The 24070-nt window shown below is 70.3% G+C and carries 26 protein-coding genes; 14 read left to right on the top strand and 12 right to left on the bottom strand.

From position 1 onward, the window contains the following. Positions 1–61: 61 nt before the first annotated feature. Positions 62–934 (top strand): helix-turn-helix transcriptional regulator, encoded by an 873-nt coding sequence (locus ACYR7D_RS14255; RefSeq protein ID WP_459545065.1) that lies wholly within the window; start codon positions 62–64, stop codon positions 932–934. A 659-nt stretch (positions 935–1593) separates the two neighbouring features. Next, the gene (locus ACYR7D_RS14250; RefSeq protein WP_459545064.1) at positions 1594–2196 is read left to right on the top strand and encodes a class I SAM-dependent methyltransferase; all 603 of its coding nucleotides are present in this window, start codon (positions 1594–1596) and stop codon (positions 2194–2196) included. Positions 2197–2327: 131 nt separating this feature from the next. Here ACYR7D_RS14250 and ACYR7D_RS14245 read toward each other — a convergent pair whose 3' ends face one another. Together ACYR7D_RS14245 and ACYR7D_RS14240 are read right to left on the bottom strand one after the other, a co-directional pair. Further along, entirely contained in the window at positions 2328–2603 is a 276-nt protein-coding gene (locus ACYR7D_RS14245; RefSeq protein ID WP_459545063.1) for a hypothetical protein, read from the bottom strand. Next, on the bottom strand, positions 2600–3088 hold the full coding sequence (locus ACYR7D_RS14240; protein WP_459545062.1) for a hypothetical protein: 489 nt from the start codon (positions 3086–3088) through the stop codon (positions 2600–2602). Before ACYR7D_RS14240 ends, ACYR7D_RS14245 begins: the two co-directional genes overlap by 4 nt. Before the next feature lie 202 nt (positions 3089–3290). Here ACYR7D_RS14240 and ACYR7D_RS14235 point away from each other — a divergent pair, with 202 nt between their 5' ends. Genes ACYR7D_RS14235 through ACYR7D_RS14220 form a run of 4 tightly spaced genes read left to right on the top strand, consistent with a single transcriptional unit; the run spans position 3291 to position 6350 of the window. Continuing rightward, a complete protein-coding gene (locus ACYR7D_RS14235; protein WP_459545061.1) occupies positions 3291–3692 on the top strand; it encodes a TOBE domain-containing protein in 402 nt (133 codons plus the stop codon). Next, complete coding sequence (gene modA, locus ACYR7D_RS14230) at positions 3692–4474, top strand: molybdate ABC transporter substrate-binding protein (RefSeq protein WP_459545060.1); 783 nt, start codon at positions 3692–3694, stop codon at positions 4472–4474. Before ACYR7D_RS14235 ends, modA begins: the two co-directional genes overlap by 1 nt. Before the next feature lie 5 nt (positions 4475–4479). Further along, positions 4480–5304, top strand: a complete 825-nt coding sequence (gene modB, locus ACYR7D_RS14225) for a molybdate ABC transporter permease subunit (RefSeq protein ID WP_459550155.1) — start codon at positions 4480–4482, stop codon at positions 5302–5304. Continuing rightward, the gene (locus tag ACYR7D_RS14220) at positions 5301–6350 is read left to right on the top strand and encodes an ABC transporter ATP-binding protein (RefSeq protein WP_459545059.1); all 1050 of its coding nucleotides are present in this window, start codon (positions 5301–5303) and stop codon (positions 6348–6350) included. The genes modB and ACYR7D_RS14220 overlap by 4 nt, the downstream gene beginning before the upstream one ends. 106 nt (positions 6351–6456) lie before the next feature. On the opposite strand, the gene ACYR7D_RS14215 is transcribed toward ACYR7D_RS14220, so the two are convergent. After that, on the bottom strand, positions 6457–6966 hold the full coding sequence (locus ACYR7D_RS14215; RefSeq protein ID WP_459545058.1) for a PH domain-containing protein: 510 nt from the start codon (positions 6964–6966) through the stop codon (positions 6457–6459). Between the two features lie 370 nt (positions 6967–7336). Beyond that, complete coding sequence (locus ACYR7D_RS14210; RefSeq protein WP_459545057.1) at positions 7337–7744, bottom strand: hypothetical protein; 408 nt, start codon at positions 7742–7744, stop codon at positions 7337–7339. A gap of 131 nt (positions 7745–7875) precedes the next feature. On the opposite strand from ACYR7D_RS14210, the gene ACYR7D_RS14205 reads away from it, so the two are divergent. Continuing rightward, complete coding sequence (locus ACYR7D_RS14205; RefSeq protein ID WP_459545056.1) at positions 7876–8733, top strand: helix-turn-helix domain-containing protein; 858 nt, start codon at positions 7876–7878, stop codon at positions 8731–8733. Here the strand turns inward: ACYR7D_RS14205 and ACYR7D_RS14200 are convergent. The 4 genes from ACYR7D_RS14200 to cobC all read right to left on the bottom strand — a co-directional run bounded on the left by ACYR7D_RS14200 (position 8724) and on the right by cobC (position 13082). Beyond that, positions 8724–9938 carry a bifunctional RNase H/acid phosphatase gene (locus tag ACYR7D_RS14200; protein ID WP_459545055.1) on the bottom strand — a complete coding sequence of 405 codons (1215 nt, stop codon included), beginning with the start codon at positions 9936–9938 and terminating at the stop codon, positions 8724–8726. The genes ACYR7D_RS14205 and ACYR7D_RS14200 overlap by 10 nt on opposite strands. Positions 9939–9978: 40 nt before the next feature. Beyond that, positions 9979–10716: a zinc ribbon domain-containing protein gene (locus ACYR7D_RS14195; RefSeq protein ID WP_459545054.1), complete on the bottom strand. Its 738-nt coding sequence runs from the start codon at positions 10714–10716 to the stop codon at positions 9979–9981. Positions 10717–10831: 115 nt separating this feature from the next. Then, positions 10832–11953, bottom strand: coding sequence for a Nif3-like dinuclear metal center hexameric protein (locus tag ACYR7D_RS14190; RefSeq protein WP_459545053.1), 1122 nt, complete (start codon positions 11951–11953; stop codon positions 10832–10834). A 61-nt stretch (positions 11954–12014) separates the two neighbouring features. Next, positions 12015–13082, bottom strand: a complete 1068-nt coding sequence (gene cobC / locus ACYR7D_RS14185) for an Rv2231c family pyridoxal phosphate-dependent protein CobC (RefSeq protein WP_459545052.1) — start codon at positions 13080–13082, stop codon at positions 12015–12017. A 43-nt stretch (positions 13083–13125) separates the two neighbouring features. Here cobC and ACYR7D_RS14180 point away from each other — a divergent pair, with 43 nt between their 5' ends. Further along, positions 13126–13632 (top strand): low molecular weight protein-tyrosine-phosphatase, encoded by a 507-nt coding sequence (locus tag ACYR7D_RS14180; RefSeq protein WP_459550154.1) that lies wholly within the window; start codon positions 13126–13128, stop codon positions 13630–13632. Then, positions 13632–14477, top strand: coding sequence for an SURF1 family cytochrome oxidase biogenesis protein (locus ACYR7D_RS14175; protein ID WP_459545051.1), 846 nt, complete (start codon positions 13632–13634; stop codon positions 14475–14477). Before ACYR7D_RS14180 ends, ACYR7D_RS14175 begins: the two co-directional genes overlap by 1 nt. 151 nt (positions 14478–14628) lie before the next feature. On the opposite strand, the gene ACYR7D_RS14170 is transcribed toward ACYR7D_RS14175, so the two are convergent. After that, on the bottom strand, positions 14629–15612 hold the full coding sequence (locus ACYR7D_RS14170; RefSeq protein ID WP_459545050.1) for a cobalamin biosynthesis protein: 984 nt from the start codon (positions 15610–15612) through the stop codon (positions 14629–14631). A gap of 160 nt (positions 15613–15772) precedes the next feature. Here ACYR7D_RS14170 and ACYR7D_RS14165 point away from each other — a divergent pair, with 160 nt between their 5' ends. The 5 genes from ACYR7D_RS14165 (at position 15773) to ACYR7D_RS14145 (ending at position 19179) form a co-directional block, all read left to right on the top strand. Continuing rightward, complete coding sequence (locus tag ACYR7D_RS14165) at positions 15773–16477, top strand: GNAT family N-acetyltransferase (protein WP_459545049.1); 705 nt, start codon at positions 15773–15775, stop codon at positions 16475–16477. Between the two features lie 139 nt (positions 16478–16616). After that, positions 16617–17546 carry an RNA polymerase sigma factor SigJ gene (gene sigJ, locus ACYR7D_RS14160; RefSeq protein ID WP_459545048.1) on the top strand — a complete coding sequence of 310 codons (930 nt, stop codon included), beginning with the start codon at positions 16617–16619 and terminating at the stop codon, positions 17544–17546. 63 nt (positions 17547–17609) lie between these two features. Beyond that, positions 17610–18125 carry a gamma carbonic anhydrase family protein gene (locus tag ACYR7D_RS14155; RefSeq protein ID WP_459545047.1) on the top strand — a complete coding sequence of 172 codons (516 nt, stop codon included), beginning with the start codon at positions 17610–17612 and terminating at the stop codon, positions 18123–18125. Between the two features lie 184 nt (positions 18126–18309). Further along, positions 18310–18495 carry a hypothetical protein gene (locus ACYR7D_RS14150; protein ID WP_459545046.1) on the top strand — a complete coding sequence of 62 codons (186 nt, stop codon included), beginning with the start codon at positions 18310–18312 and terminating at the stop codon, positions 18493–18495. A 66-nt stretch (positions 18496–18561) separates the two neighbouring features. Continuing rightward, positions 18562–19179, top strand: coding sequence for a TetR/AcrR family transcriptional regulator (locus ACYR7D_RS14145; protein WP_459545045.1), 618 nt, complete (start codon positions 18562–18564; stop codon positions 19177–19179). 4 nt (positions 19180–19183) lie between these two features. Here ACYR7D_RS14145 and ACYR7D_RS14140 read toward each other — a convergent pair whose 3' ends face one another. The 3 genes from ACYR7D_RS14140 to ACYR7D_RS14130 form a co-directional block, all read right to left on the bottom strand. Next, positions 19184–21052 carry an Eco57I restriction-modification methylase domain-containing protein gene (locus tag ACYR7D_RS14140; RefSeq protein ID WP_459545044.1) on the bottom strand — a complete coding sequence of 623 codons (1869 nt, stop codon included), beginning with the start codon at positions 21050–21052 and terminating at the stop codon, positions 19184–19186. Between the two features lie 199 nt (positions 21053–21251). Beyond that, positions 21252–22685, bottom strand: a complete 1434-nt coding sequence (locus tag ACYR7D_RS14135; protein ID WP_459545043.1) for an acyl-CoA carboxylase subunit beta — start codon at positions 22683–22685, stop codon at positions 21252–21254. Between the two features lie 124 nt (positions 22686–22809). Further along, the gene (locus tag ACYR7D_RS14130) at positions 22810–24060 is read right to left on the bottom strand and encodes a KasA/KasB family beta-ketoacyl-ACP synthase (RefSeq protein ID WP_459545042.1); all 1251 of its coding nucleotides are present in this window, start codon (positions 24058–24060) and stop codon (positions 22810–22812) included. Positions 24061–24070: the final 10 nt, after the last annotated feature.

Below are 24070 nucleotides of genomic sequence, written 5' to 3'. Positions count from 1 at the left end.
CGATCAGGCGTAGGACTGCCGGTACCACCCGGTGTCGCCCGGGTTGCGGCAGGATGAGGTGGTGGACAGAGCCGAATTGGCCACGGTGTTGCGAACCGCGCGCTCCCGCATCCGGCCCGCCGATGTGGGTCTGCCGGCCGGCATCCGGCGGCAGGTACCCGGTCTGCGACGCGAGGAGGTCGCGCAGCTGGCCGGGCTCAGCGTCGACTACATAGTCCGGCTCGAGCAAGGGCGTGGCCCCAAGCCCTCGGACCAGGTACTGGGCGCATTGGTGCGGGCGTTGCGGCTCACCGCGGCCGACCGTGATCTGGTCTTCCGGCTCGCCGGCTCGGAACCGCCGCATGCCAGATGTATTCCCATGTTGGTGCGCCCGAGCGTGCTGCGGCTGCTGGACCGGGTCTCGGACCTGCCCGCTATCGTGCTGTCCGCCAAATCCGATGTGCTGGCCTGGAATCCGCTCGCGGCGGCCCTGCTCGGTGACTTCTCCCGGTTACCGGCCGCGCAACGCAACCTGCTGCGGCAACGATTCCTCGGCGCCGGAGCGGATCGTCCCACCATGACGGCGGAGGAGTCCACGGTCCACGCCGCCGACTGCGTCGGCTGCCTGCGCACCGCGCACGCCAAGTACCCGCAGGACGCGGACCTCACCCGGCTCATCACCGACTTACGAGCCGGCAGTGCGCAATTCGAAGAGCTCTGGCAAACCGGCCGCTCCGGTAGGCTGCGCAGCCGCACCGCCACCGTCACACACCCCGAACTGGGGCCACTCACCCTCGACTGCGACGTGCTGCACGAACCCGAAACCGACCAGACCGTCCTCGTCTACTCCGCCGCATCCGTCACCCCCACCGCCTCGGCCCTCGAACTGCTCCGCGTCACCGGGCTCGAACGATTCGGCCCGACCGAGCATCGACCCGACACGGCAAAGCGGTGAGCACCCATACCGCCTACCGCACGGCTGACCGGCGCTCGCGAGCCGGCCGGCTCACGACCCCCACCTCCGCTCCGCCGTGCGATGCTGCTGCGCCGACGCCCGGGCCCGATACAGGGCAGGTGTTCGGTACGGGTCATGGCAATGCGTCGGCGGCCGGTTCCGCCGGTCTGCTCAGACAAGGCCGGCTCCGGCGCGAGCGTACCGAAGGGGCCATAGGTCTCGCCTGCGGTTCGCGCGGCTTCGTCGATAAAGTGCGCCAACGCTTTTCGGGAGCGGCCCAGCGCCTCCAGCTGAGCGTCCAAGCGGCGCAGCCGGGTCCGCATGGCCGTCAACAGCTCGGGGCAGCCGGGAGTTCCGGGGCTTCCCCGGTGGCGCACGGCAGCAGGTATGCGATGTCCTCGGTGGACAGTCCGGCGGCGAGGAGGTGCTCAGACGGCTCAGCTCTCCGATACGCACCGTTGCTCCTCGACCTTCATACCGGTGGCCCCTCAGCGGCCACGGGCGGGGACGTCGTGGTGATAGAGCAGGGTCGAATCAATACTGTTCACAGCTTCTTCGACTAGATGCCGAGGGGCGAGATCTCGATGTCGGCGGTCTCGCCGCGCTGGGCCGGCCCACGCCGCCGCGCCCACGCGCTCGAGTCGTGCCAGGGTGGCCGGGTGTCCATCGATACGAATGAACGCTGGAACCACAACACGCACTACTACTCGAAAATTCTCGATGTCCTCCCCGCCGGTGCCCGGACCGCGCTCGACGTCGGCACCGGCGACGGGCTGCTCGCCACGGCGTTACGCGCACGGGTGTCTGCGGTGACGGCGATCGATACCGATCCCGCGGTTCTCGACCGTGCCCGCACCAGCGGCACCGATATCGACTGGGTACTCGGTGACGTGATGTCGGCCCCGCTGCCCGAGCGGCACTACGACCTCGTGGCCACCGTCGCGACCGTGCATCATCTCCCCGACCTGGCCACCGGCCTGCGCCGCCTGGCCGATCTCACCGCCCCGGGCGGTGCGCTGGTCGTCATCGGCTGCGCCCGCAACTCACGGCTGGGCGACTACGCCATGGACGTCGTCGGGGCGGCGCAGCATCAGGTGTTGTCGCGCACCCGCGGCTATTGGGAGCACACCGCACCGGTGCGGATGAACTTCCCGCATACGTACGCGCAGGTCCGGCGGATCGCCGCGCGCGCTCTCCCGGGTATGCGGTGGCGCCGGCTGCCGCTTTTCCGCTACTACCTCATCTGGTACCGGGACCGGTAGCACGACCCCGCCCCGGCCGACGGCCCGGAACCGGCGAGCGATATCGCCGCCGGTGTGCGGGAGGGATCAGCGGGCGTGATCACCACCGCGGGCGGACCCGAGCGGGTGTCGATGTGGACCGCGTCCGGCGGTTACCGCACGACCTGCAGATAGCGATCCCAGATCTGTGCTTTCCGGTAGGGGCCGTCACCGTCGGCGTCGAATTGGGAATCGTCGAACCGCACCCAGTAGACCAGTTCCCCGGGCCGGGCACTCGACAACGTCACCGGCTCCGGGGGCTCCGGCGCGTAGTCGACGGTTCCGTAGAATTCGTCCCGCCAGGGACCGTCCCACTCGGGGTCGTGGACAACCTTGACACGGGTACCCGCGGGGAGAGCACCCTCGGGCAGGTCGTCGCCCTCACTCATTTATCCGGCTCCGTTCGATCCTTGAATTTGAAGTCGGCGACCTCACGGGTGAGCGGGTTGCGGACGTAGTGGATCTCGACCCCGTGGACCGTCTGGCTCATCTTGACCCATCCCTCGGTGGCCGGCCAGCGCGGGTCGTGGAGCGTCACGTTGGTGAGCACCTCGCCGTATTCCGGAAAATCCTGAACCAGGTTGATGGCCTCGGCTTCCTCTCGACTGCCGGGGGTGGTCCGCCCGGTGGATTCTTTCGGCCCGGCAGCGACCTCTTCATCGGATTTGAGATGCCGAGTGGGGCGGCCGACCACGAGCCGGATCTCACCGTTGATGCGCAGCTTGTAAACACGGGCGGCCTCCGAGAGAGTATCGCTCGCCACCTCGGCCTTACGGCTCGCACCGGCCACATGCTGGAAGGTGAACGAGGAGATGGATCTGGCCACTTCCTCTAGATGCTTTCGGGCCACGATGATCGCGCGCCTGGATTGCACGGGGTACCCCACCTCCCCCGGTGTTCGAATCCCTTTCCCGCGAACACTTTACGTACGGGATCCCGAGCCGTGGCGTTATCGATTCCACCGGTTTGTCCAGCCCCCTTCTCGAAGCGGCTTCCGGCTCACCGGCAGGGCCCGGCTCGTTCGCGGGCACAACCCTCCTTCACTATTCCGCATATACGGAGATAAACTCGTTTTTGTGACGCATCTGCGGATAAAAGACGCTGCTGGACTGCTCGGTGTCAGTGATGACACGGTGCGGCGCTGGATCGACCAGGGGCGGTTGCCGGCGGTCCGGCTGGACAACGGTCGCAAGGGTGTCCGGGGGCGGGATCTCGCGGAATTCGCCCGGCAGACCGCCGAGGCGCCCGAACCCGGGGTGACCGTGGCGGCCTCGGCGCGCAACCGGATGCGCGGCATCGTGACGCGGGTGATCACCGATACAGTGATGGCCCAGGTGGAACTGCAGGCCGGGCCGTTCCGGCTGGTCTCGCTGCTGAGCCGGGAATCGGTGGAGGAACTGGGCCTCGAAGTGGGCAGTGTGGCGGTCGCGTCGATCAAATCGACGAATGTGGTGGTCGAGATACCGGAGGATCGGTGATGAGAACCGTAGCGCGCGCACTGCGCGGTCTGATCCCGGCTGTTGTCCTGATCGCGATGTCAGCGGGGTGCGCGGCCGACGACGAGGCGGAGGAGACGACCGGGGTCAGGGGAACGCTCACCGTCTTCGCCGCGGCCTCGCTCACCGAAACCTTCACCACGCTCGGCGACCAGTTCGAGGACGCGCATCCGGGCCTGGATGTGGTGTTCAGTTTCGGCGGGAGCTCCATCCTGGCCGAACATATCCGCCAGGGCGCGCCGGCCGATGTCTTCGCCGCCGCCGCGTTGCGCAATATGGAGCAGGTCGTCGAGTCCGGTGATGTCACGGCCGGACCGGTCACCTTCGCCCGCAACCGGCTCGAAATCGCGGTGCCGCCGGGTAATCCGGCCAGTATCAGTGGTCTGGGTGATTTCGGGAAACCCGAGCCGCGGATCGCGCTGTGCGCCGAACAGGTACCGTGCGGCGTCGCCGCGGCACAGGTGTTCGAGGCGGCGGGGGTCACACCGCAGCCCGATACCCGGGAAACCGATGTGAAGGCGGTGCTGACCAAGGTCGCGCTCGGTGAGGTCGATGCCGGGCTGGTGTACCGGACCGATATCCGGGCCGCACCCGAAACGGTGACGGGTATCGAATTCCCGGAGGCCGCCGGGGCGATCACCGACTACCCCATCGCGCCGCTGGCCGCGGCGCCCAATCCCGCGGCGGCCCAGGCCTTCGTCGATTTCGTGAATTCGCCACCGGCCCGCGCGGTGTTCACCGCGGCCGGCTTCGACCCGGCGTGAACACGGTGCCCGCGCGGGCCGCGGCACTGCGCAGGCGGCGCGCGGTGCGCGGCCGGCGTCCGCTGATCCTGGTCGTTCCCGCGCTGCTGGGGCTGGCGTTCCTGACCGTACCGCTGGCCGGGCTGCTGGTGCGGGCACCGTGGGCGGAGCTGCCCGAACGCCTGGTGAGCGCGGAGGTGGGACAGGCGCTGCGGCTCTCGCTGGTGTGCGCGAGTCTGGCCACCGTGCTGTGCCTGGTACTGGGTATTCCGCTGGCCTGGCTGCTGGCTCGCGGCGGGCTGCCCGGCCGGGGGCTGGTGCGGGCACTGGTCACGGTCCCGCTGGTGCTGCCGCCGGTGGTGGGCGGGGTGGCGCTGCTGCTGGTCCTGGGCCGCCGCGGCCTCATCGGTGGGTACCTGTACGACTGGTTCGGGATCGCGCTTCCGTTCACCACCCCGGGGGTGGTGCTGGCGGAGGCGTTCGTGGCCATGCCGTTCCTGGTGATCTCGGTGGAGGGCGCCCTGCGCGGCGCCGACCCCCGCTACGAGGAGGCTGCGGCCACCCTCGGCGCCTCCCGCTGGCTCATCTTCCGGCGGGTGACCCTGCCCTCGATCCTGCCGGGTGTGGTGGCTGGAACCGTGCTGTGCTGGGCGCGGGCCCTCGGTGAATTCGGCGCCACCATCACTTTCGCCGGTAACTTCCCGGGCCGCACCACCACCATGCCGCTGGCGGTGTATCTGGCCCTGGAAACCGACCCCGCCGCGGCGATCGTGCTGAGCCTGGTGCTGCTGGTGGTATCGGTGGTGGTGCTGGCGGCGTTGCGGGAGCGCTGGATCCGGGGGGCATTGTGACCCTCGACGCCGCCCTACGGGTGCGACGCGGCGCCTTCGCCCTCGAACTGGACCTGACCGTGGCGGCCGGTGAGGTCGTCGCGCTGCTCGGGCCCAACGGCGCCGGGAAAACCACCGCGCTGCGCGCCCTGGCCGGGCTCACCCCGCTGACCGGCGGGGTGATCCGGCTCGGCGACCGGGTGTGGGACGCGCCGCCCGGCGAATTCGTACCCCCCGAACGCCGCTCGGCCGGAGTGGTATTCCAGGACTATCTGCTCTTCGCCCACCTCGATGCCCTGGAGAATGTGGCCTTCGGCCTGCGTGCCCGCGGAATGCGCCGGGCCGCGGCCCGCGAACGCGCGGCCCGGTGGCTGGAGCGGGTCGGGCTGGCCGAATACGCGCACACCCGCCCCCGTGCCCTCTCCGGGGGGCAGGCCCAGCGGGTGGCGCTGGCCCGCGCGCTGGCCGGCGACCCGGCGCTGCTGCTGCTGGACGAGCCGTTGGCCGCCCTGGACGCCGCCACCCGAGTGCGGGTGCGATCCGAACTCGGACACCATCTCGGCGACTACCCCGGGCATACCCTGCTCGTCACCCACGACCCGCTCGACGCCATGGTGCTGGCCGACCGGTTGGTCATCGTGGAGGGCGGCTCGATCGTCCAGCAGGGCCCGCCGGGCGAGATCGCGCGGCGGCCCCGGTCGGACTATGTGGCGGACCTGGTAGGCCTCAACCTGTTCCGGGGGCGCGGCGCGGGCACCCGGGTTCGCCTCGACAGCGGCGCCGAGCTCACCGTCGCCGAGCCCGTGACCGGCCCGGTGCACCTGACCTTCGCTCCGGCCGCGGTCGGCCTGTACCCGCAGCGGCCCACCGGTAGTCCGCGAAATACCTGGCCGGTGACAGTGGCCGGTGTGGAACAGCACGCGCACACCGTGCGGGTCCGGGTGGACGGCGCGATCCCGGCACTGGCCGATATCACCCCCGCCACCGTCGCCGAACTGCGCATCCGTCCCGGTCTGGAGTTGTGGGCCGCGCTGAAGGCCACCGAGATCCACAGCTACCCGGCCTGACCCGCGGCTGCTGTCGGCGGTACGGCTGGACAACGGGCGCAAGGGTGTCCGGGCGCGATCTCGCCGAGTTTCCCCGGCAGGTCGTCGAAGCCGTCCGAACCCGGCGCTACACAGGCGGGTGGGTGGCCTCGATGCTCCCGGGCGACGTCCGGACAACCCGGTGAACGTAGGCGGCAAGGTGCCACAACTCTTCCGAGGTAACCTCACCGATCGGATACTGAACTCTGGTCCGTAGGGTGTCGGACGTCAGGGCCCACCCGGCGAGTTCGTCTGTGGTAGTGGCGACAAACGCGTGCTCACCGTATTTTTCGCGTAGCCCCCGCGGAACGGGTTCGTAGTGGAAGAACGGTTCGGGATACAGCTCCGCCTCGCCAGCGGCTTCCCCGCCACCGACCGGATGGTCCCGGATGAACACCCGGATGCTGCCACGCATGTCCGTAGAATCCTGCGAGGGGTAATACAGTACGCAGAAGTAGCGGCTGGGATCGTCCTCATCGAGGTGCCGTGGATGCAGGGTCGCGAACGCTCTCGGCAGAAACGAATCCAGCGCTCCGGGAATGTGCAGTGCTGTCAGGTCCGCGTGATTACCGAATTCGGCGCGGGGAGAATTTGGCACCGAGACTCCTCCAGGTCGCAGGGATGATCGATACCGGCCGCATCTTTCGAAGCCTATCGTGGCATATACCCGCCCACTGGTCGCCGGCCGAGATCGGAAGCTCAGCCACAGCGGTGCGCATTCGAGGTGGGATATGCGGTGATGATATCGCCGTTGGAATTCTTGACGATGACGTTGGTCCAGAAGTACTTACCCGTTCCTTGCCGTTGCGCTTGTCGTACTGACCGGTCCCCAGCCTTGCGCATCCGGCCTTCGCCTCGGCCGCGGGCGGCCTGCGGCCGCGGCGGCCCGAGGACAGTCCACGCAACGTGTGGGCCGCGCTGAAGGCCACCGAGATCCACAGCTACCCGGCCTGACCCGCGCGCGGTGCTCACCGGAGGAGACGGCGCAGGCCGGCGAACTCCAGCGCGGCGAATACGGCGACGATTCCCGCCCCGGAGAGGAAGAAGGCGATACCGAGACCGGTGAGCTCGATCAACCCCGAGAACGCCAGGACGATCATCGCCACCACACCGACGGAGTTGCCGGCCACCACCACCGTCGCGTGCCGCGGCGAGATCCGCGGATACCCCGCGATGAGCAGCAGCGCCAGCGCACCACCGAGCATGGCGACGCCGAAGGGCACCGACCAGGAGGTCGGCAGGCCCAGCGGCTCGCGCAGCGGCGCGGCGCCGGCCAGCATCAGGACGCCGAAAACTCCGGTGCCCCAGCCGTCCACGCGCAGGGTACGGCGGAGCAGGTCGTCGGTGGTGGGCGCGGACAGGGTTGCGGTGGTCATGGTGTGCCTTCGGAAGTCGGGGGAAGCGGGAACCGGCCGGTTCCGTTCCCGACTGTGCCGCGGCCGGGTCAGCGGTTCAATGACCTCCGAGGTCATGGTCGCGGTACCGCGCGCCCGGTTACGCTCGCCGCGTGGAGCATCGGAGAAACGGCGGCCCGACCCGGATCGGCGGACTACTGCGCGAATGGCGGCAGCGGCGCCGGCTGAGCCAGCTGGATCTGGCACTGGCCGCCGACACCTCGGCCCGGCACCTGTCCTGTGTCGAAACCGGCCGCTCGGCGCCGAGCCGGGAGATGGTGCTGCGGCTGTGCCGCACGCTGGAAGTGCCGCTGCGGGAACGCAACACCCTGCTGGTCGCGGCCGGGTTCGCCCCGGCCTACCCGGAGAGCAGCCTCGACGACGCGCATCTCGCGTCGGCCCGCGCCGCGCTCGACCACATGCTGGCCGCGCACGAACCGTATCCCGCCGTGGCGGTGGACCGGTGGTGGAACGCCGTCACCGCGAACGCGGCCCTGTCGGTGCTCACCGGCGACGTGCCCCCGCAACTGCTGGCCGAGCCCAATGTCTACCGGCTCGTCCTGCATCCGCGCGGGCTGGTGGCGCGGCTGGCCAATCCACGGCAGGTCCGCGAGCAACTGCTCGAAAGACTGGCCCGCCAGGTCGATACCACCGGCGACCCGCGGCTGCGCGACCTCTACAACGAGGTCCGCGGCTATCCGGTCACGGAAGTGGAGAGCGAAGATTCCGATCCCCGGTACGCGGGGCCCTTCCAGGTACCGATCCGGGTGCGCACACCCGCGGGCGAGCTCTCCCTGTTCGGCACCATGGCGACCTTCGGCGCCCCGGCCGATGTGACCCTGTCCGAGCTGGCAGTCGAGTTCTTCTACCCCCTGGACGAATTCACGGCACGCTACCTGCGCGACCGGGCCGCGTCCGCGCCGGCCGCCCCGGTTCCCACCCGAGAGCCCGAGCGGAACCCTCAGAGATAGCTCGTATCGTTGACCAGGCGAACCGAGGAACCGCCGTCGGGGTAGAACTCGGCCACCGACAGCGACGCCAGGTCCAGATGCAGCCGGTAGAGCAGCGACGGCCCGACACCCAGTGCGAGCTGCAGCAGCGTCTTGATCGGGGTCACATGGCTCACCGCGACGATATTCGCGCCCGGGTACCGGGCCAGCAGATCCCGCCGGACCGCCTCCACCCGTTCCCGGACCTCGTCGAAACTCTCCCCGCCGGGCGCGCGCAGCGCCGGATCGCCCAGCCAGCGGGCGTGCAGCTCCGGATCACGTTCGGCCGCCTCCCGGAAGGTCAGGCCCTCCCATTCACCGAAATCGGTTTCGGTGAGACCGTCCACCACCCGCACCTCGACACCGAGTGCCGCGCCCGCGGCCTCCGCCGTCTCGCGGGCCCGGCCCAGCGGGGAGGTCACCACCGCGGCAATATCCCCCTTCGCCGCCAGCATTTTCGCGGCCCGTGTGGCCTGTTCCCGGCCCACCGCCGTCAGCGGTGGATTGCCCCGGCCGGAATAGCGGCGCTGCACCGACAGCTCGGTCTGGCCGTGCCGCAACAGCAGCAGCCGGGTGGGGCGGCCGGTCGCGCCGGTCCACCCCGGACCCGTCGTGCCGAGCCGGGCCGCGGCACTACGCGAATCCGCCGGGACCCCGGTGGTGCCCGCCGACTGCGCCGGGACATTCGTGGGCGACTGTGCCGGGGCGGCTGTGGCCGGCTGCGCCGGAGCGGCGGTTGTGGGCGGCTGCGTCGCGGCCCGCACCTCCTCGATCAGCCCGCCGTCGTCCATGGCCTCGTTGGCGAGCCGGTCCGCGTGGGAATTCTCGGCACGCGGTATCCACCGGTAACCGACCCGCTCGAAGCCGGCGGCCAGGCGGCGGGCCCGGTCGGCGAGCGGGATCAGCGCGGCGTGCTTGATCTTCCACCGGCCCGACATCTGCTCGACCACGAGTTTGGAATCCATCCGCACCGTCACCACCCGGGCGCCGAGTTCCGCGGCGGCCTCCAAGCCGGCGATCAGGCCCCGGTACTCGGCGACATTGTTGGTGGTGACGCCGAGGGCCTCCTTGCGTTCGGCGAGCACGGCGATCCGGTCGGCGTCGAACACCACGGCCCCGTACCCGGCCGGGCCCGGGTTACCCCGGGAACCGCCATCGGCCTCCACGATGACTTCCCGCACACTCATCCGGTCTCCCGCGTCCCGCCGTCCCGCATTCCGCGCGCGCTCACAAACCGGATTCTTTGGTCCGCACCAGTACCGCACCGCATTCGGTGCAGCGCACCACCACATCGGGCGCGGTTTTCGCGATACGCGCGATCTCCCCGCGATCCAGCTCGATCCGGCAGGCGCCGCAGCGCCGGGCCTGCAGCAGGGCCGCGCCGATCCCGTGGTCGGCGCGCTGGCGCTCGTAGATCTTCAGCAGGTCCTCGGGGAAGGCACCCACCAGTTTCGCGCGGTCGGCTTCACAGCGTTGCTGGGCGGCCGTCAGGTCGGCCAGCGCCTCGTCGCGGCGGGTGCGGGCGGCGGCGAGCTCGGTTTCGGTGCGGTCGAGCCGGGCGCCGGCGTGTTCGTGATCGGCGGCCGAGGCCTCCCGGCGCTCCATGACCTCGAGCAGTTCGTCCTCGAGTACCGAGCGCCGCCGCTGCAGGCTGGTCAGCTCGTGCTGGATCTCGGACAGCTGCTTGGCGCCCACCGAACCGGCCTCCAGGACCCCGCGGTCGCGGTCCTCGCGCTTGCGCACCGCCTCGATCTCACCCTCGAGTTTGCGGATATCGCGGTCCAGATCGTCCAGCACGATCTCCACGGCCACGGCCGCGTCCTTGTGCGCGTTGCGCTCGGTCTCGAACCGCTGGACTTCCTGCTGTTCCGGTAGCACGGTGCGCCGGTGCGCAATCCGGGTCAGCTCGGTGTCGACCTCGGCGAGACGCAGCAGTTGGGCCTGAATCGATGGTTCGACATTCAACGCGAACGAACTCCCTGCACGCTGTGGACGGATAGAACGTCCACCGTACTCCGCGCACCGGGCGAGGCGTGCGCACGCCGGGCCGAAGTCGGATCCGGCCGGCATCGGACCCCGGTCAGCCGCCGCAGCCGACCGTCCACGGGTCGGTGCGGACGGTGGATACCCGTGTTTCCAGTTCCGGAAGTCCGCGGCGGACCACCTCGGCGGCCTGGGCGCACCAGGGGAACTCGGTGGCCCAGTGCGCGGCATCGATGAGCGCGGGCCCGGACCGGCGCAGATGCTCATCGGCCGGATGGTGGCGCAGATCGGCGGTGAGATAGGCGTCGGCACCGCTGCGGATGGCGGTGTCGAGCAGCGAATCACCGGCTCCACCGCAGACGGCCACCGTGCGCAGCACCCGCTCGGGATCACCGGCGGCGCGCACCCCCCACGTCGTCGCCGGAAGCGCGGCGGCGGCGCGGGCGGTGAATTCCCGCAGGGTCAGCGGTTCGGGCAGTGTGCCGATACGGCCCAGACCGATATTGCCGGGCAGCGGCGCACGTTCTGTCACGTGATAGGCGGGTTCCTCGTACGGATGCGCGGCCCGCAGCGCGGCCAGGATCGCCCCGCGTGAGCCCGGCGAGGCGATCACTTCCAGCCGGTCCTCGGCCACCCGGGTCAGCTCGCCGATCGTGCCGATGGCCGGATCCGCGCCGGGGAGCGGCCGGAACTGCCCGGTCCCCGTCGACCACCAGGCCGCCTCCCGGTAGGCGCCGGTACCGCCGGCTCCGGCGGCGAACAGGGCCGCGGCCACCGCCTCGGCCTGCTCCCGCGGCACCTGGATCTCCCATTTGTCCACCGCGGCGATATTTTTCGGTTCCAACGGCGCGGTGACGGTGAGCCCCAGCGTTGCGGCCAAGGCATCCGACACCCCCGGATCGGCGGAATCGGCGTTGGTATGGGCGGTGAACAGGGCACAGCCCGCGCGAACGAGCCGGTGCACCAGAGCCCCCTTGGGCCGGTCGGCCGCCACACTGTCCACCCCGCGCAGCAGCAGCGGGTGATGCGCCACCAGAGCCTGGGCCCCCCACATCACCGCCTCCTCGACCACGGCCGCGGTGACATCGACGGCGAACAGCACCCGGTGCACCTCCTCCGCCGGATCACCGCAGACCAGGCCTACCGAATCCCATGATTCGGCCAATCGCGGCGGATAGGCCGTCTCCAGCGTTTCGACGAGTTCGGCGAGAATCGCCACGGCACACCTTTCTCTCGGGAGGTTGTCGGCGAGAATAATGTCGAGCGGGCGCCCCGGTCCGTCACTCGGCCGCCGGCACGGGCGGCAGCACCGCCCGCTCGGCCGTACGCAGCGCCTCCACCAGCGCATCGACCTGCGTCGCGGGCCGGACCGCCACCCGTAGATGGTCCGCCCCCAGCCCGGGGAAGGTATCGCAGCGGCGCACCGCGATCCCCTGCCGGAACAGATGCTCGCGCAGCGCGCCCCCAGCGCGCACCCGCAGCAGCAGGAACGGCGCGGCGGCCGGTAACCGCACCGTCACCCCCGTCCCGGCCAACCGCTCGGCCATGGCGGCCCGCTCCCGTCCGATCCGGTGCGCGGCGCGCTCGGCTTCGGCCACCGCCTCCGGTGCCGCGGTGGCCGCGATCGCGGCGAGCTGCAACGTGCCCACCGGCCAGTGCGCCCGCCCCCGCACGAGTCGCTCCAGCACTTCCGGTGCGCCGAGGAGATAACCGCAGCGCAATCCGGCCAGCGCCCAGGTCTTGGTGAGACTGCGCAGCACCAGCAGCCCGGAACCGGACTCGGCTGCCACGGATTCGGGTTCGCCGGGAACAGCGTCCATGAAAGCCTCGTCCACCACGACGATGCGCCCCGGGCGCCGCAGTGCGCGCACCGCCTCGGCCGGGTGCAGCACCGAGGTCGGGTTGGTGGGGTTACCGAGCACCACCAGATCGGCAGCCTCCGGAACCAGGGCCGGGTCCAGCGTGTAGGGCGGCGGCAGCAGGACCCGTGTCACCGGGACACCCGCCTCGCGCAGCGCGAGCTCGGGCTCGGTGAACGACGGATGCACCACCGCCGCCAGCCGGGGACGCAGCCGCGGTAGCAGCGCGAAGCCCTCCGCCCCGCCCGCCAGCGGCAGCACATGATCGGCCGGTACCCCGTGCCGGCGCGCCACCGCCTCCCGGGCGCGCCGGTCGTCGGCCGCCGCCGGGTACCGGCCGAGCGAGTCCAGGGCCGCGACCAGCCGCTCCCGCAACCACCGCGGCGGCGCACTGCCCTGCACGTTCACCGCGAAATCGAGCAGGCCGGGCAGGGCCTCGGCGTCGCCGTGGTGACGCAATCCGGCGAAATCGACGTGGTCGGCGAGCATGAGACGCACCCTACGTGGCGGCCGGACCACCGGACCCGCCAGAATGGCTGTCGTGGGTGAGCTGCACATATCGTTCGTCTGTACCGGCAATATCTGCCGATCGCCGATGGCGGAGAAGATCCTGGCCGCGCATCTGTCGCGGGCAGGCCTGGCCGGCCGGGTCCGGGTGAGCAGCGCGGGCACCCACGGCTGGCACGCCGGGGCGGATGCCGATCCGCGCACCACCGACACCCTGCTGCGTTACGGCTACCCCACCGGGCATCGGGCCGCGGAGTTCGGCGCCGAACACGCCGGCGCCGATCTGATCGTGGTCATGACCACCGAGCACGACCGGCACCTGGCGATGCGCGGTGTACCGCGGGAGCGCCGCCGGTTGCTGCGGAGTTTCGATCCGGGCGCCGACGATATCGACGTACCCGATCCCTACAACGGCGCGACCGCCGAATTCGAATTGGTACGCGACCAGATCGAGGCCGCCGTCCCGGGACTGTTGGACTGGGTCCGGGCGGCGCTCGCGGCCCGCGCCCCCGTCACCGGTGAGCCGGTCTGATGCGCCGCTTCGCGTTCCTGCTGCGACCCGGATGGCTGATCCTGGCCGCGGTGGTGGCCGCGTTCGCCTACCTGTGTTTCACCGTGCTCGCACCCTGGCAGCTCGGGAAGAACGAATCCACCTCCGAACGCAACCAGCTGATCGCCGATTCGGTGGACGCCGACCCGGTGGCGGTCACCGAGGTACTGGACGGTGGCGGTACCGCCACCGAATGGCGCAAGGTGTTCGCCGAGGGCGGCTATGTGCCCGATTCGACCGTCCTGGTCCGGTTGCGCCATCTCGACGGCGCCCCGGCCTACGGCGTCCTGTCCGCCTTCACCCTCACCGACGGCCGGACACTGCTGATCGACCGCGGCCTGGTGGCCGCGGTGGACGGTTCCCAGCCGCCCCCGATCCCGGCCGCACCCTCCGGAACGCAGCGTATCGAGGGCCGGGTGCGGGTTTCGGAGAACATCGACCCGGAACGCGCGCCGGCGGTGCAGGACGGTGTACCCCACGTCTATTCGATCGACGTACCGCAGCAGAGCACGGTCCTGGGTCTGCCACTCACCCCGCTGCCGGTGGGTGAGCGCGGCGCTTATCTGCAGCTCTCCGCGGATCAGCCCGGCGCGTTCACCCCGGTGCCCCTTCCCCAGCTCGATGCCGGCCCGTATCTTTCCTACGGGTTGCAGTGGCTGGCGTTCGGGGTGATGGCACCCCTGGGCCTGGGCTATTTCGCCTGGGCGGAGATCCGGGAACGCCGTAAGCAGCGGCATCCGGAGAAAGCCGAACCGGCCCGCGCCGCGCCCGCGCCGGCCACCAAGGAGGACCGGCTCGCGGACCGTTACGGCCGCACCCGCCACTGAGCTCCGACCCGGACCCATCCGGCAGCGTGCGCGGTGTTCCCGCCTCCCGCCTCCGGAGCGCCCTCACGTTCCGCTCACATCCCCGCGTCCGGAGCGCCTGTCGCGTTCCGCTCGTACCACCGGCACCGGAGACCCGCGTTCCCCCTGCTCCTCAGCTCGGAGCCGGTTCGGCCGCGGCCGGTCCAACCGGACGCGCCGGGAGAACTCGACGGCGCGCAACCGCGCACAGCGGCGCGACCACCAGCGCCACCCCCACCGCGGCGTACTGCACCAGCTCGGACAACCGCACCGCCCGGCGCAGGTCCGCGACGGTGGGCGGCACACCGGTACCGAGTTCGGGGCGCTGTTCGGCTCCGTGCCGGTATTCGGTCCGGCCGCCGAGCCGCACCCCCAGCGCCCCTGCCGCGGCGGCCTCCACCACGCCGGCGTTCGGGCTCGGATGCCGAGGGGCGTCGCGCCGCCAGGTCCGCAGCACCGTACCGGGCCGCCCGCCCACCAGCGGCGCCACCAGTGCCGTGAGCAGGCCGGTGACCCGGGCCGGTAGCAGGTTCGCGGCATCGTCCAGGCGGGCGGCCGCCCAGCCGAACCGCCGATACCGGTGGTTGCGGTACCCGATCATGGCGTCGAGGGTGTTGACCGCCCGATAACCGAGCAGTCCCGGAACGCCCGCGACCGCGCCCCACAGCAGCGGGGCCACGGCGGCATCGGAGGTGTTCTCGGCGATGGACTCCAGCGCGGCCCGGGCCAGCCCGTCCGCGTCCAGTACATCCGGATCGCGCCCGCACAGCGCGGGCAGCAGTCGCCGCGCACCGGTGAGATCGCCGGATTCCAGCCGCCGGGCCATATCGAGCCCGGTGCGAGTCAGGCTGCGGCCGCCGAGCACGGTCCAGGTGGCCAGCGCCACCGGCACCGCACCGCCGCGGCGTAGGACGAGTCCCGCACCGACCGCCGCCCCCACCAGGATCGCCTCGTGTGCCGTTCCGGCGCCCCGGTGGTCGGCATAGGTCACGGTTTCCAGGCTCGCGGCCATCGCGCCGAATCCCGCGACCGGATGCCAGCGGCGGGGGTCGCCGAGGGCACGGTCCAGGGCGAAGCCGGCCAGCAAACCGGCCGCGGTCGAAAAACCTCTGCGCACCCGGTGAGCGTAGCCACCGGAATCCCGGTGGTGGCACGGCGGAGTCACCGCTCCCCGGTAGGGTATCCGGGCCGCCGGCGATGCCCGCCTCCTCCGCGGACGGAAGCGGGCCTCCGATATCCGGTCGGCGCTCGATCCGAACGACGCAAGAGGCACCACCATGATCAACTGCGACAGCGCCGTGCTCGACGATCCGGTAGGCGCGTCCCTGCGCGGTCACCACGCTCACCTGGCGCGCCGGCTCGGCGGGGCCGCCACCTACCCGGCCGGGGTCTCCACCTTCTCCGCGCTGGACGGTGATCCCGGCTCGGCGGAGTGGAACGATCTCGCCCGGCTGCTCGGCCGCGGTGAAATCGCCGATGTGTTCAGTTGCGCGGCGCCACCGCCGCCGGACTGGGAACCGGTTTTCGCCCTCGCGGGCCTTCAGATGGTCGGCCCCACCGCCGACCGGCTCGCACATACGCCTACCGATACCGGCGTCGAGGTGGTCGAACTGGGCGCGGACAACGTACCCGAAATGCTCGCGCTCATCGCCCGGACCCAGCCGGGGCCGTTCTTCCCCCGCACACACGAACTCGGCACCTATCTCGGTATCCGCGACGGCGGCAGACTGGTGGCGATGGTCGGCGAACGGCTGCGACCCCCGGGCTGGACCGAGATCAGCGCCGTCTGCACCGCTCCCGAAGCGCGCGGACGCGGCCACGCCGCGCGCCTGATCAGCACGCTCGCCACGCGGATCGCGGCGCGCGGTGAACGTCCGTTCCTCCATGTCGTCGAGACGAACACCGGCGCGATCGATCTCTACGAGAGGCTCGGCTTCCGGACCCGCACCCCGGTGACCTTCCGCGGGTACCGCATTCCGTGAGCGCCCCCGGTGGCGGGACGGATATCGTCGATGACGCCAGGTCCGGCGCGACCATGTCACACCTCCGGTTTCTACATCGTCGACCCGACGACACCGATGATCCCGCCCACCCACCGGGCACGACCGAACGAGGACCGCAGTGACCGATCTACCCGGCTCCGCCGAACTGGCCCGTCGTTTCGAGGAACTGCGCCCTTACCTGCGCCGGCTCGCCTACAGCACGCTGGGCAGTCTGGCCGACGCCGACGATGTGGTGCAGGAGGCGTGGCTGCGCCTGCAGCGTCACCAGGAGTCCGGCGCGCCGATCGAGAACCTGCGGGCCTGGCTCACCACTGTCACCGGGCGGCTGGCTCTCGACCAGCTCGGATCCGCGCGGGTGCGGCGGGAGCAGTACGTCGGTGAATGGCTGCCCGAGCCCGCGCTCGCGGAGTGGGACGATCCCGCCGACCGGGTTTCGCAGGACGAACGGGTGACCATGGCACTGCTGGTCGTCCTCGAATCGCTGTCGCCCGCCGAACGCACCGCGTTCGTGCTGCAGGATGTGTTCGGTATGACCGGACCGGAGGTCGCGACAGTGGTGGGCCGTACTCCGGCCGCGGTACGGCAGCTCGCCTCGCGCGCTCGCAAACGCGTCGAGGACGGCACGCCGCGTTTCCCCGCGTCGCCGGACGAACACGAGCGGGTGGTCTCCGCGTTCGCGGTGGCGTGGCGGTCGGGGGATATGAGCGCGCTGCTGGGTCTGCTCGACGACCGGGTCACTCTCACCGCCGACGGCGGCGGCAAGGTGCCGGCCATCCGCAAACCGGTGGCGGGCGCCGAAGTCATCGCGAAGATGCTGCTCGGCTGGTACCACGCCCCCTCGGCCGGGGGCGGCTGGGGCCGCACGATCGAGGTCAACGGTATGCCCGGGCTGCTGGTGTTCGACGGACGGCATCGCGGGGTCTTCTCGTTCACCATCGACGCGGGCCGGATCACCGCCATCCACGCCGTCCGCAACCCCGACAAGCTGCGTGGTCTACCTACCGGTGAGGGGCCCGAATGGTTCCTGCGCGAGGACACCGGCCACTGACCGTCTCCGGCGCGGGTGCTCACCGCCTCCCAGCGCTACCGCCGGGCGGGTTAAGTTGCCTGTATGAGGATGGAAGTCAGCGGGCACCGGCCCGAAGTGCACGAAACCGCGTGGATCGCCCCCAACGCGACCGTGATCGGCAAGGTGAAGCTCGAGGCCCAGGCCAGTATCTGGTACAACGCCGTGCTGCGCGGTGATACCGAGCTGATCACCGTGGGTGAGCGCAGCAATATCCAGGACGGCTGTGTTCTGCACGCGGACCCGGGCTTTCCGACCACCGTCGGCGCGGGCGTCTCGGTCGGGCACAACGCGATCCTGCACGGCTGCACCGTCGAGGACGACTGCCTGATCGGGATGGGCGCGACCGTGCTCAACGGCGCGGTGATCGGCCGTGGCAGCCTCGTCGCGGCCAATACCCTGATCCCCCAGGGCGCACAGATCCCGCCGGGTTCGCTGGTGGCCGGGGTGCCCGGCAAGGTGCGCCGCGAACTCACCGAGGAGCAGCAGCGCGGGATCGAACTGAATGCCATGGTCTACCTGCACCATATGTCCGAACATCTGTCCGCGAAGGAGCTGTGAGCGCCTTCCCCGCGACACTCGGCCGGACAATTTATTGGACAAGCGTCCACTAGGTGACTGATACGATGGGAACAACGTAACCGGGGAGACGGGCACGCCCGGAACCCGCTGTCCCGCAAGGCGTCGGCGTATCGGGCGGGCCCGTGCACGTGGGCACCACGCGTGCCGGCAGGAGGTTTGACGGGTGGCGTGTGAGCAGTCCGAGATGCGCCGGCCGACCGGACGGATCAGTGTGGCGGATATCGCCGCTCAACCAGGAGGTATCGAGGCGCTGCGGCGCCGGGTCCACGAACTACGTTCCCGAGGAGTCGATTTCGCGGCCAACGCGATCGAACACGAGATGGCCGAGCTGGACCTGCCCCCGGAGTGATACCGAGCACGAAAAACAACGCGCAGGTCACACCGCGCCCACGGCGTCGGATAAGGTGAGAAAACCATGTCTGTCCTCCCGCCGATTCTGCAGCGCATCCTGACCGAGCCTCCCGCCGACAGCGGTAAGGTTCTCGACAGCGCGTTATCGGCGTTCCTGGACTTCGGGATCAAACGCACCAGCATGGGCGAGATCGCGCGCCGCGCCGGGATCAGCCCCGCCACCCTCTACCGCCGCTTCGAATCGAAGAACGACCTCGTGGAAGCGGTTACCGTCCGGGAGGCGCAGCGGTTCGTCGCCGAGATCGACAGCCGGGTACGCACGGTGGCCGGCTCCGAGGATCAACTCGTGGAGATCTTCGTCGCCTTCATCTCCGCCATCGCCGGCAACCCGCTGCTGAGCCGGCTGCTGCGCACCGAACCGGATCTGGTACTCCCCCGCTTCACCACCGAGGCCGGTCCCATTCTGGCCGTGGGCCGCACCTATCTCGCCGCCAAACTCCGAGAGCTCGACGAAAGCGGTATCGACTTCGACCACGACCTGGTAGCCGAGATCATGGCGCGGCTGGCGCTGTCGCTGGCGCTGACCCCCGACGGGCTCATTCCGATCCAGGACGAGACCGCCGGCCGCGAATTCGCCCGCCGCACCCTGTTGCCGATGGTCCAGGGGCACAGCGCGCCCTGACCGCTCACAGCGCGAACGACCGATAGACCAGTTCGTCCAGTTCGGCACGCGCCGCGCCGGTCTCCGGTTCCTCGGCCAACCCGCGCACCCGGGCGATTATCTCCATCGCGGCCGTCCCCGAGGGGTCCGGCAACGGAAGCCGGGACACATACTGGGTGATCCAACGGCGCCGCCCGGAATAGAGCCGGTTACCGCAGACGGCGTCGTAGAAGCGCAGCCCCAGCGACGAATTCGCCACACCCATCATCAGGCAGGCCAGTTCCTCGGCCCGGTCGTCGCCCCCGAGTTCGGCCAGCGATATCCAGTAACAGTCACCGTTGACCACCGCGCCCGACCGGTCCAGCGCGAAACGCGGCCGCTCACTGATATCCGGGAACACCACCTTGGGTATCCGCCACAGATGCGGTCGCTGCGGCACCCAGTGCTCGTACCACTGCCGACCCGCGCCGGTGAGATAACCCCGTGCCGCCAGCACTTCCCGATGCTGTTCGAGGTAGGCGGCGGTACGCGGATAACGCGCCAGATCCACCGGTACCCGCCGGGTCCGGGTGAGATCGTAGGGGTACAGCACGCGGGTCCGGCGCACCCGCTCGATACGCCACGGCCGCAGATCGTGATGGGTGATCAGTTCCCGCAGCAGTTCCGGTTCGGTCCCCGGATCGCCCCAGTGGTCCGCGATGAAGACCCGGTCCGCATTGGTCTTTATCCCCACCCGGACACGTCCCAGCTCCCCGAAGGTGCGCCACATCTGCTCGGACACCCGGCGCAACCAGTCGTCGCACCCCACTCGCGACATCCGCCACCCCACCGAAGCCGCCGGTCCCGCAGGGGTGACCAGTTCCCCCACCCGCACCCGGAACCTCCGGCCCTGCCGCCACACCGTGGCATCGTCGGCGCCGCGCAGCGCCGCGAACAGCTCCCGATCACCGGCGGAGTCGTCCGTTTCCAGGAACATCGGCCCACCCGGCCCGGGTTTCCCGGGACCGAGGCGGCCCCGCTCGGGCTCCCCGGCGCCGGAGCGGACGCCCCGCCCGGCCGTGTCCCCCCACCCGGGTGCCGCCGGTCGCGGCTCGCCGACGGTGTCCACATGCCGGCTCCCTGCCGCAGGAGCACCTCGGCTCCCGAGGAACGCATCCCCCGGCTCGGCGGCTCCGGGACCCGGATCGTCCTGGTAGACCGAAACATAACGGCAACTGCCGAACCGGGCCCCGCGCACGGCGATGGTCACCGCCGGCAGCACCGCCGCCTCGAACAATCGGGTGTCGCCCAGATCGTAGAGTTCCACCGGCGCCAGATCGGCCAGCAGTACCGCCCGCAGATTCGCGCCCGCCTTCGTGGTCAGGAACCGGTTCGCGCACAGCAGGCCGAGCACCCCGCCGGGCGCCAGCAGCCGCGGCAGCGCGGCGGCGAACGGATGGGTGAGATCGATCCGCCCGCTCAACCCGAACCGGCCGCGTAGCGCCTGCGCCGCCGCACCACCCAGCTGCTGGGTCCGGACATAGGGTGGATTCGCGATCACCGCGTCGAACACCGCGGCCGGCAACCCGGCACATTCGACGAGGAAATCGGCCTGCCGCCACTCGGCGGTCACGCCGGTTCGTACCGCCCGGCGCCGTGCCAGCGCCAGCCCCACCGGATCCAGGTCGTAACCCACCAGCTCGACCGGAACACCCGGCAGCCGGTCGGCGAGCGCGTCTCGCATAGCGAACAACAGTTCCCCGGTACCGCACGCCGGATCGAGCACCCGGACCGCGGCCCCACCGGTATCGATCCGCGCTGCCACTCGACCGGCCAGAAAGCCCGCGAGTGCGGCGGGTGTGTAGTGCCGCCCATGACGTTTCCGCTCGCGAGCCCCCGCTCCATCGCGTCCCATGCGCGCATTGTCGTCGACCGGGCCACCTCAGCAGGCCCTTTTGTGTTTATCGGCGGGTGCCGAGGCCTGCGAGGCCCACGAAGGGTCGAGCCCGCGCCGTGCGTCGGCCCGCCAAGCGCATGCGCCGCAGGCGCGAGTCTCGCGGGCCGACGCACGGCGCCTCAGGGGCTCGACCCCGCGACGCCGCAGACGGCGCGAACTATAACGGGATGTTCTTGTGGTGGCTGGGGCGGGCAGGGGCGGCGGCCAGAGCGGCGGCGATGATGCTGCGGGTGCGCGCCGGGTCGATCACCTCGTCGACCACACCGATGGACAGCGCGCGATCCACACCGCCGGCGATGGCCTCGTGTTCGGCGGTGAGCCGCTCGAGTAGTGCTTCGCGCTCCTCCTCCGGCGCGGCGGCCAGGGCCTTCTTGTGCAGGATGCCGACGGCGGCTTTCGCACCCATCACCGCCACCTCCGAGCCCGGCCAGGCGTAGACGGCGGTGGCGCCCAGCGCGCGGGCGTTCATCGCGATATAGGCGCCACCGTAGATCTTGCGGGTGACCAGGGTGACCCGGGGAACCCGCGCCTCGGCGAAGGCGTGCAGCAGTTTCGCGCCGCGGCGTACCACACCCTCCCACTCCTGGCTCACCCCGGGCAGATAGCCGGGAACATCGGTGATCACGACCAGCGGGATGCCGAAGGCATCACACAACCGCACGAAGCGGGCCGCTTTCTCCGCGCTCTCGGAGTTCAGGCAGCCGCCCAGGCGCAGCGGATTGTTCGCCAGCACCCCGACGGTGCGCCCGCCGAGACGGCCGAGACCGGTGACCATGGAGCGGGCGTAGCCGCCCTGCAGTTCCTCGAAAGTGGATTCGCCGTCCACATTGTCGAGCAGCTCGTGCACGATCGGTTTGACGTCGTAGGCACGTTTCGCCGAGGCCGGCAACATGGCCTGCAGGTCGACATTGCCGTGTTCGGCGGCGACCAGGTCGAATTCGCCCTGCTCGGCGAACATCGAGACCAGGCGGCGGGCCCGGTGCACGGCATCGGCTTCGTCATCGGCGACGATATGGGTGACACCGGACTTCTTACCGTGGGTTTCCGGGCCGCCGAGGGTGGCCATATCCACCTGCTCGCCCGTGACGCTGCGCACCACATCGGGTCCGGTGACGAAGACCCGGCCCTCAGGGGCCATGATCACGATATCGGTGAGCGCGGGACCGTAGGCGGCGCCGCCGGCCGCGAAGCCGAGGACCACCGAGATCTGCGGTACCAGACCGGATGCCCGGACCATGGCCTCGAAGACCAGGCCGACCGCGTGCAGCGCTTCGACGCCCTCGGCGAGGCGGGCCCCGCCGGAATGCCAGAGCCCGACCACCGGCGCACCGGAATCGATGGCGGTATCGATGGCGGCGACGATGTGCTTACAACCTTCCACGCCCATGGCGCCGCCCATCACGGTGGCGTCCGAGCAGTAGGCGACGGTCCGGACGCCGTCCACTTCGCCCACCGCGGCGAGCACACCCGACCTGTCCCGCGGATGCAGCGGTAGCAGGGTTCCGGGATCGAAGAAGCGCTGCAGGCGGCCGTACGGGTCGCGGGGATCGGTCGCGGTTTCTTCGTGGCGAGCCGGGGCGATAGTGGTCATCGCGTTCTCCTGAAGTGTGTGCGGCCGAGGAAGAGGCCGCGGAAAAGCACACGGGCGGGGCCCGCCGGTGGTTCCGGCGGCCCCGCCCGAGGTCGTCGAACTGTTCGGTTGGGTCCGGGGATTCCTAGGCCCGGCCGAAGGCGAGCGCGACATTGTGCCCGCCGAAACCGAACGAGTTGTTGATCGCGTACTCGATCTCCTGGCGGCGGGCTTCGCCCTTCACCACGTCGAGGTCGATCTCGGGATCCTGGTTGTCCAGGTTCAGGGTGGGCGGCACGATACCGTCCCGGATGCTCAGCACGGTGAGCACGGATTCCAGCGCGCCGACGGCGCCGATGGAGTGGCCCAGTGCCGATTTGGGCGCGTAGACCGAGGCGTGGTTGCCGACGGCCTTGTTGATCGCCTTCGCCTCGGCGGTATCGCCGATCGGGGTGGCGGTGGCGTGCGCGTTGATATGGGTGATGTCCTTTTTGGTCAGCCCCGCGGTCTGCATCGCCCGGGTCATGGCGCGGGCGGCACCGGTGCCCTCGGGGTCCGGCGCGACCAGGTGGAAACCGTCGGAGGTGATACCGGCGCCGAGCAGGCGGGCGTGGATGGTGGCACCACGCGCCTTGGCGTGCTCTTCGGTCTCGAGGACCATCAGCGCTCCGGCCTCACCGAAGACGAAACCGTCGCGGTCGGAGTCGAACGGCCGCGAGGCCCCCTTCGGGTCGTCGTTGCGGGTGCTCATCGCACGCATCATGGTGAACGCGGCGATCGGCACGGCGTCGATGAAACCTTCGACACCGCCGGTCACGACCATATCGGCATCACCCATGACGATCATGCGCCACGCGTTGGCGATGCCCTCCGAGCCCGACGAGCACGCCGAGACCGGAGTGACCACTCCCGCCCGGGCCTTCAGCTCGAGACCGACGACGGCGGACGGCCCGTTCGGCATGACCATCTGAACGGCCAGCGGGGAGATCTTGCGATAACCGCCGTTCTTCAGTTTGTCGACCGAATCGATGAGCGCGTCACCGCCACCTAGTCCAGTGCCGATGGCCACACCCAGCCGGTCCGGATCGACCTCCGGGCTGCCCGCGTTGCGCCAGACTTCGCGGCCGAGCACGGTCGCGAGCTGCTCGACGTACGCCATACGGCGGACCTCGACCCGGCTCAGCAGGCTGTCGGGACGGACCTTGAGATGGCCGCCGATGCGGACCGGAAGGTCGTATTCCTCGACGAAGGAATCCTCGAGAACGTCGATACCGCTCTCGCCGTTCAGGAGACCCTTCCACGTCGCATCGACATCACCCGCGATCGACGTGGACGCCGCCAGACTCGTGACGACGACGTTGGGGAAGTTCCCGTTCAAGGTGGAAGGAGTGGTCACGGTTTCGGCC

It is taken from the genome of Nocardia sp. X0981, from assembly GCF_977089955.1.
Note: the sequence above shows the minus strand (reverse complement) of the source record. Positions and strands in the feature narration are given on the sequence as shown.

Excerpts from the sequence above, each read along its gene's own strand:
- ACYR7D_RS14245 (WP_459545063.1), bottom strand. The coding sequence starts at position 2,603 with ATGAGTGAGGGCGACGACCTGCCCGAGGGTGCTCTCCCCGCGGGTACC.
- modA (WP_459545060.1), top strand. The coding sequence starts at position 3,692 with ATGAGAACCGTAGCGCGCGCACTGCGCGGTCTGATCCCGGCTGTTGTC.
- ACYR7D_RS14210 (WP_459545057.1), bottom strand. The coding sequence starts at position 7,744 with ATGACCACCGCAACCCTGTCCGCGCCCACCACCGACGACCTGCTCCGC.
- ACYR7D_RS14200 (WP_459545055.1), bottom strand. The coding sequence starts at position 9,938 with ATGAGTGTGCGGGAAGTCATCGTGGAGGCCGATGGCGGTTCCCGGGGT.
- cobC (WP_459545052.1), bottom strand. The coding sequence starts at position 13,082 with ATGCTCGCCGACCACGTCGATTTCGCCGGATTGCGTCACCACGGCGAC.
- ACYR7D_RS14180 (WP_459550154.1), top strand. The coding sequence starts at position 13,126 with ATGGCTGTCGTGGGTGAGCTGCACATATCGTTCGTCTGTACCGGCAAT.
- ACYR7D_RS14175 (WP_459545051.1), top strand. The coding sequence starts at position 13,632 with ATGCGCCGCTTCGCGTTCCTGCTGCGACCCGGATGGCTGATCCTGGCC.
- ACYR7D_RS14165 (WP_459545049.1), top strand. The coding sequence starts at position 15,773 with ATGATCAACTGCGACAGCGCCGTGCTCGACGATCCGGTAGGCGCGTCC.
- ACYR7D_RS14155 (WP_459545047.1), top strand. The coding sequence starts at position 17,610 with ATGAGGATGGAAGTCAGCGGGCACCGGCCCGAAGTGCACGAAACCGCG.
- ACYR7D_RS14145 (WP_459545045.1), top strand. The coding sequence starts at position 18,562 with ATGTCTGTCCTCCCGCCGATTCTGCAGCGCATCCTGACCGAGCCTCCC.
- ACYR7D_RS14140 (WP_459545044.1), bottom strand. The coding sequence starts at position 21,052 with ATGGGACGCGATGGAGCGGGGGCTCGCGAGCGGAAACGTCATGGGCGG.
- ACYR7D_RS14135 (WP_459545043.1), bottom strand. The coding sequence starts at position 22,685 with ATGACCACTATCGCCCCGGCTCGCCACGAAGAAACCGCGACCGATCCC.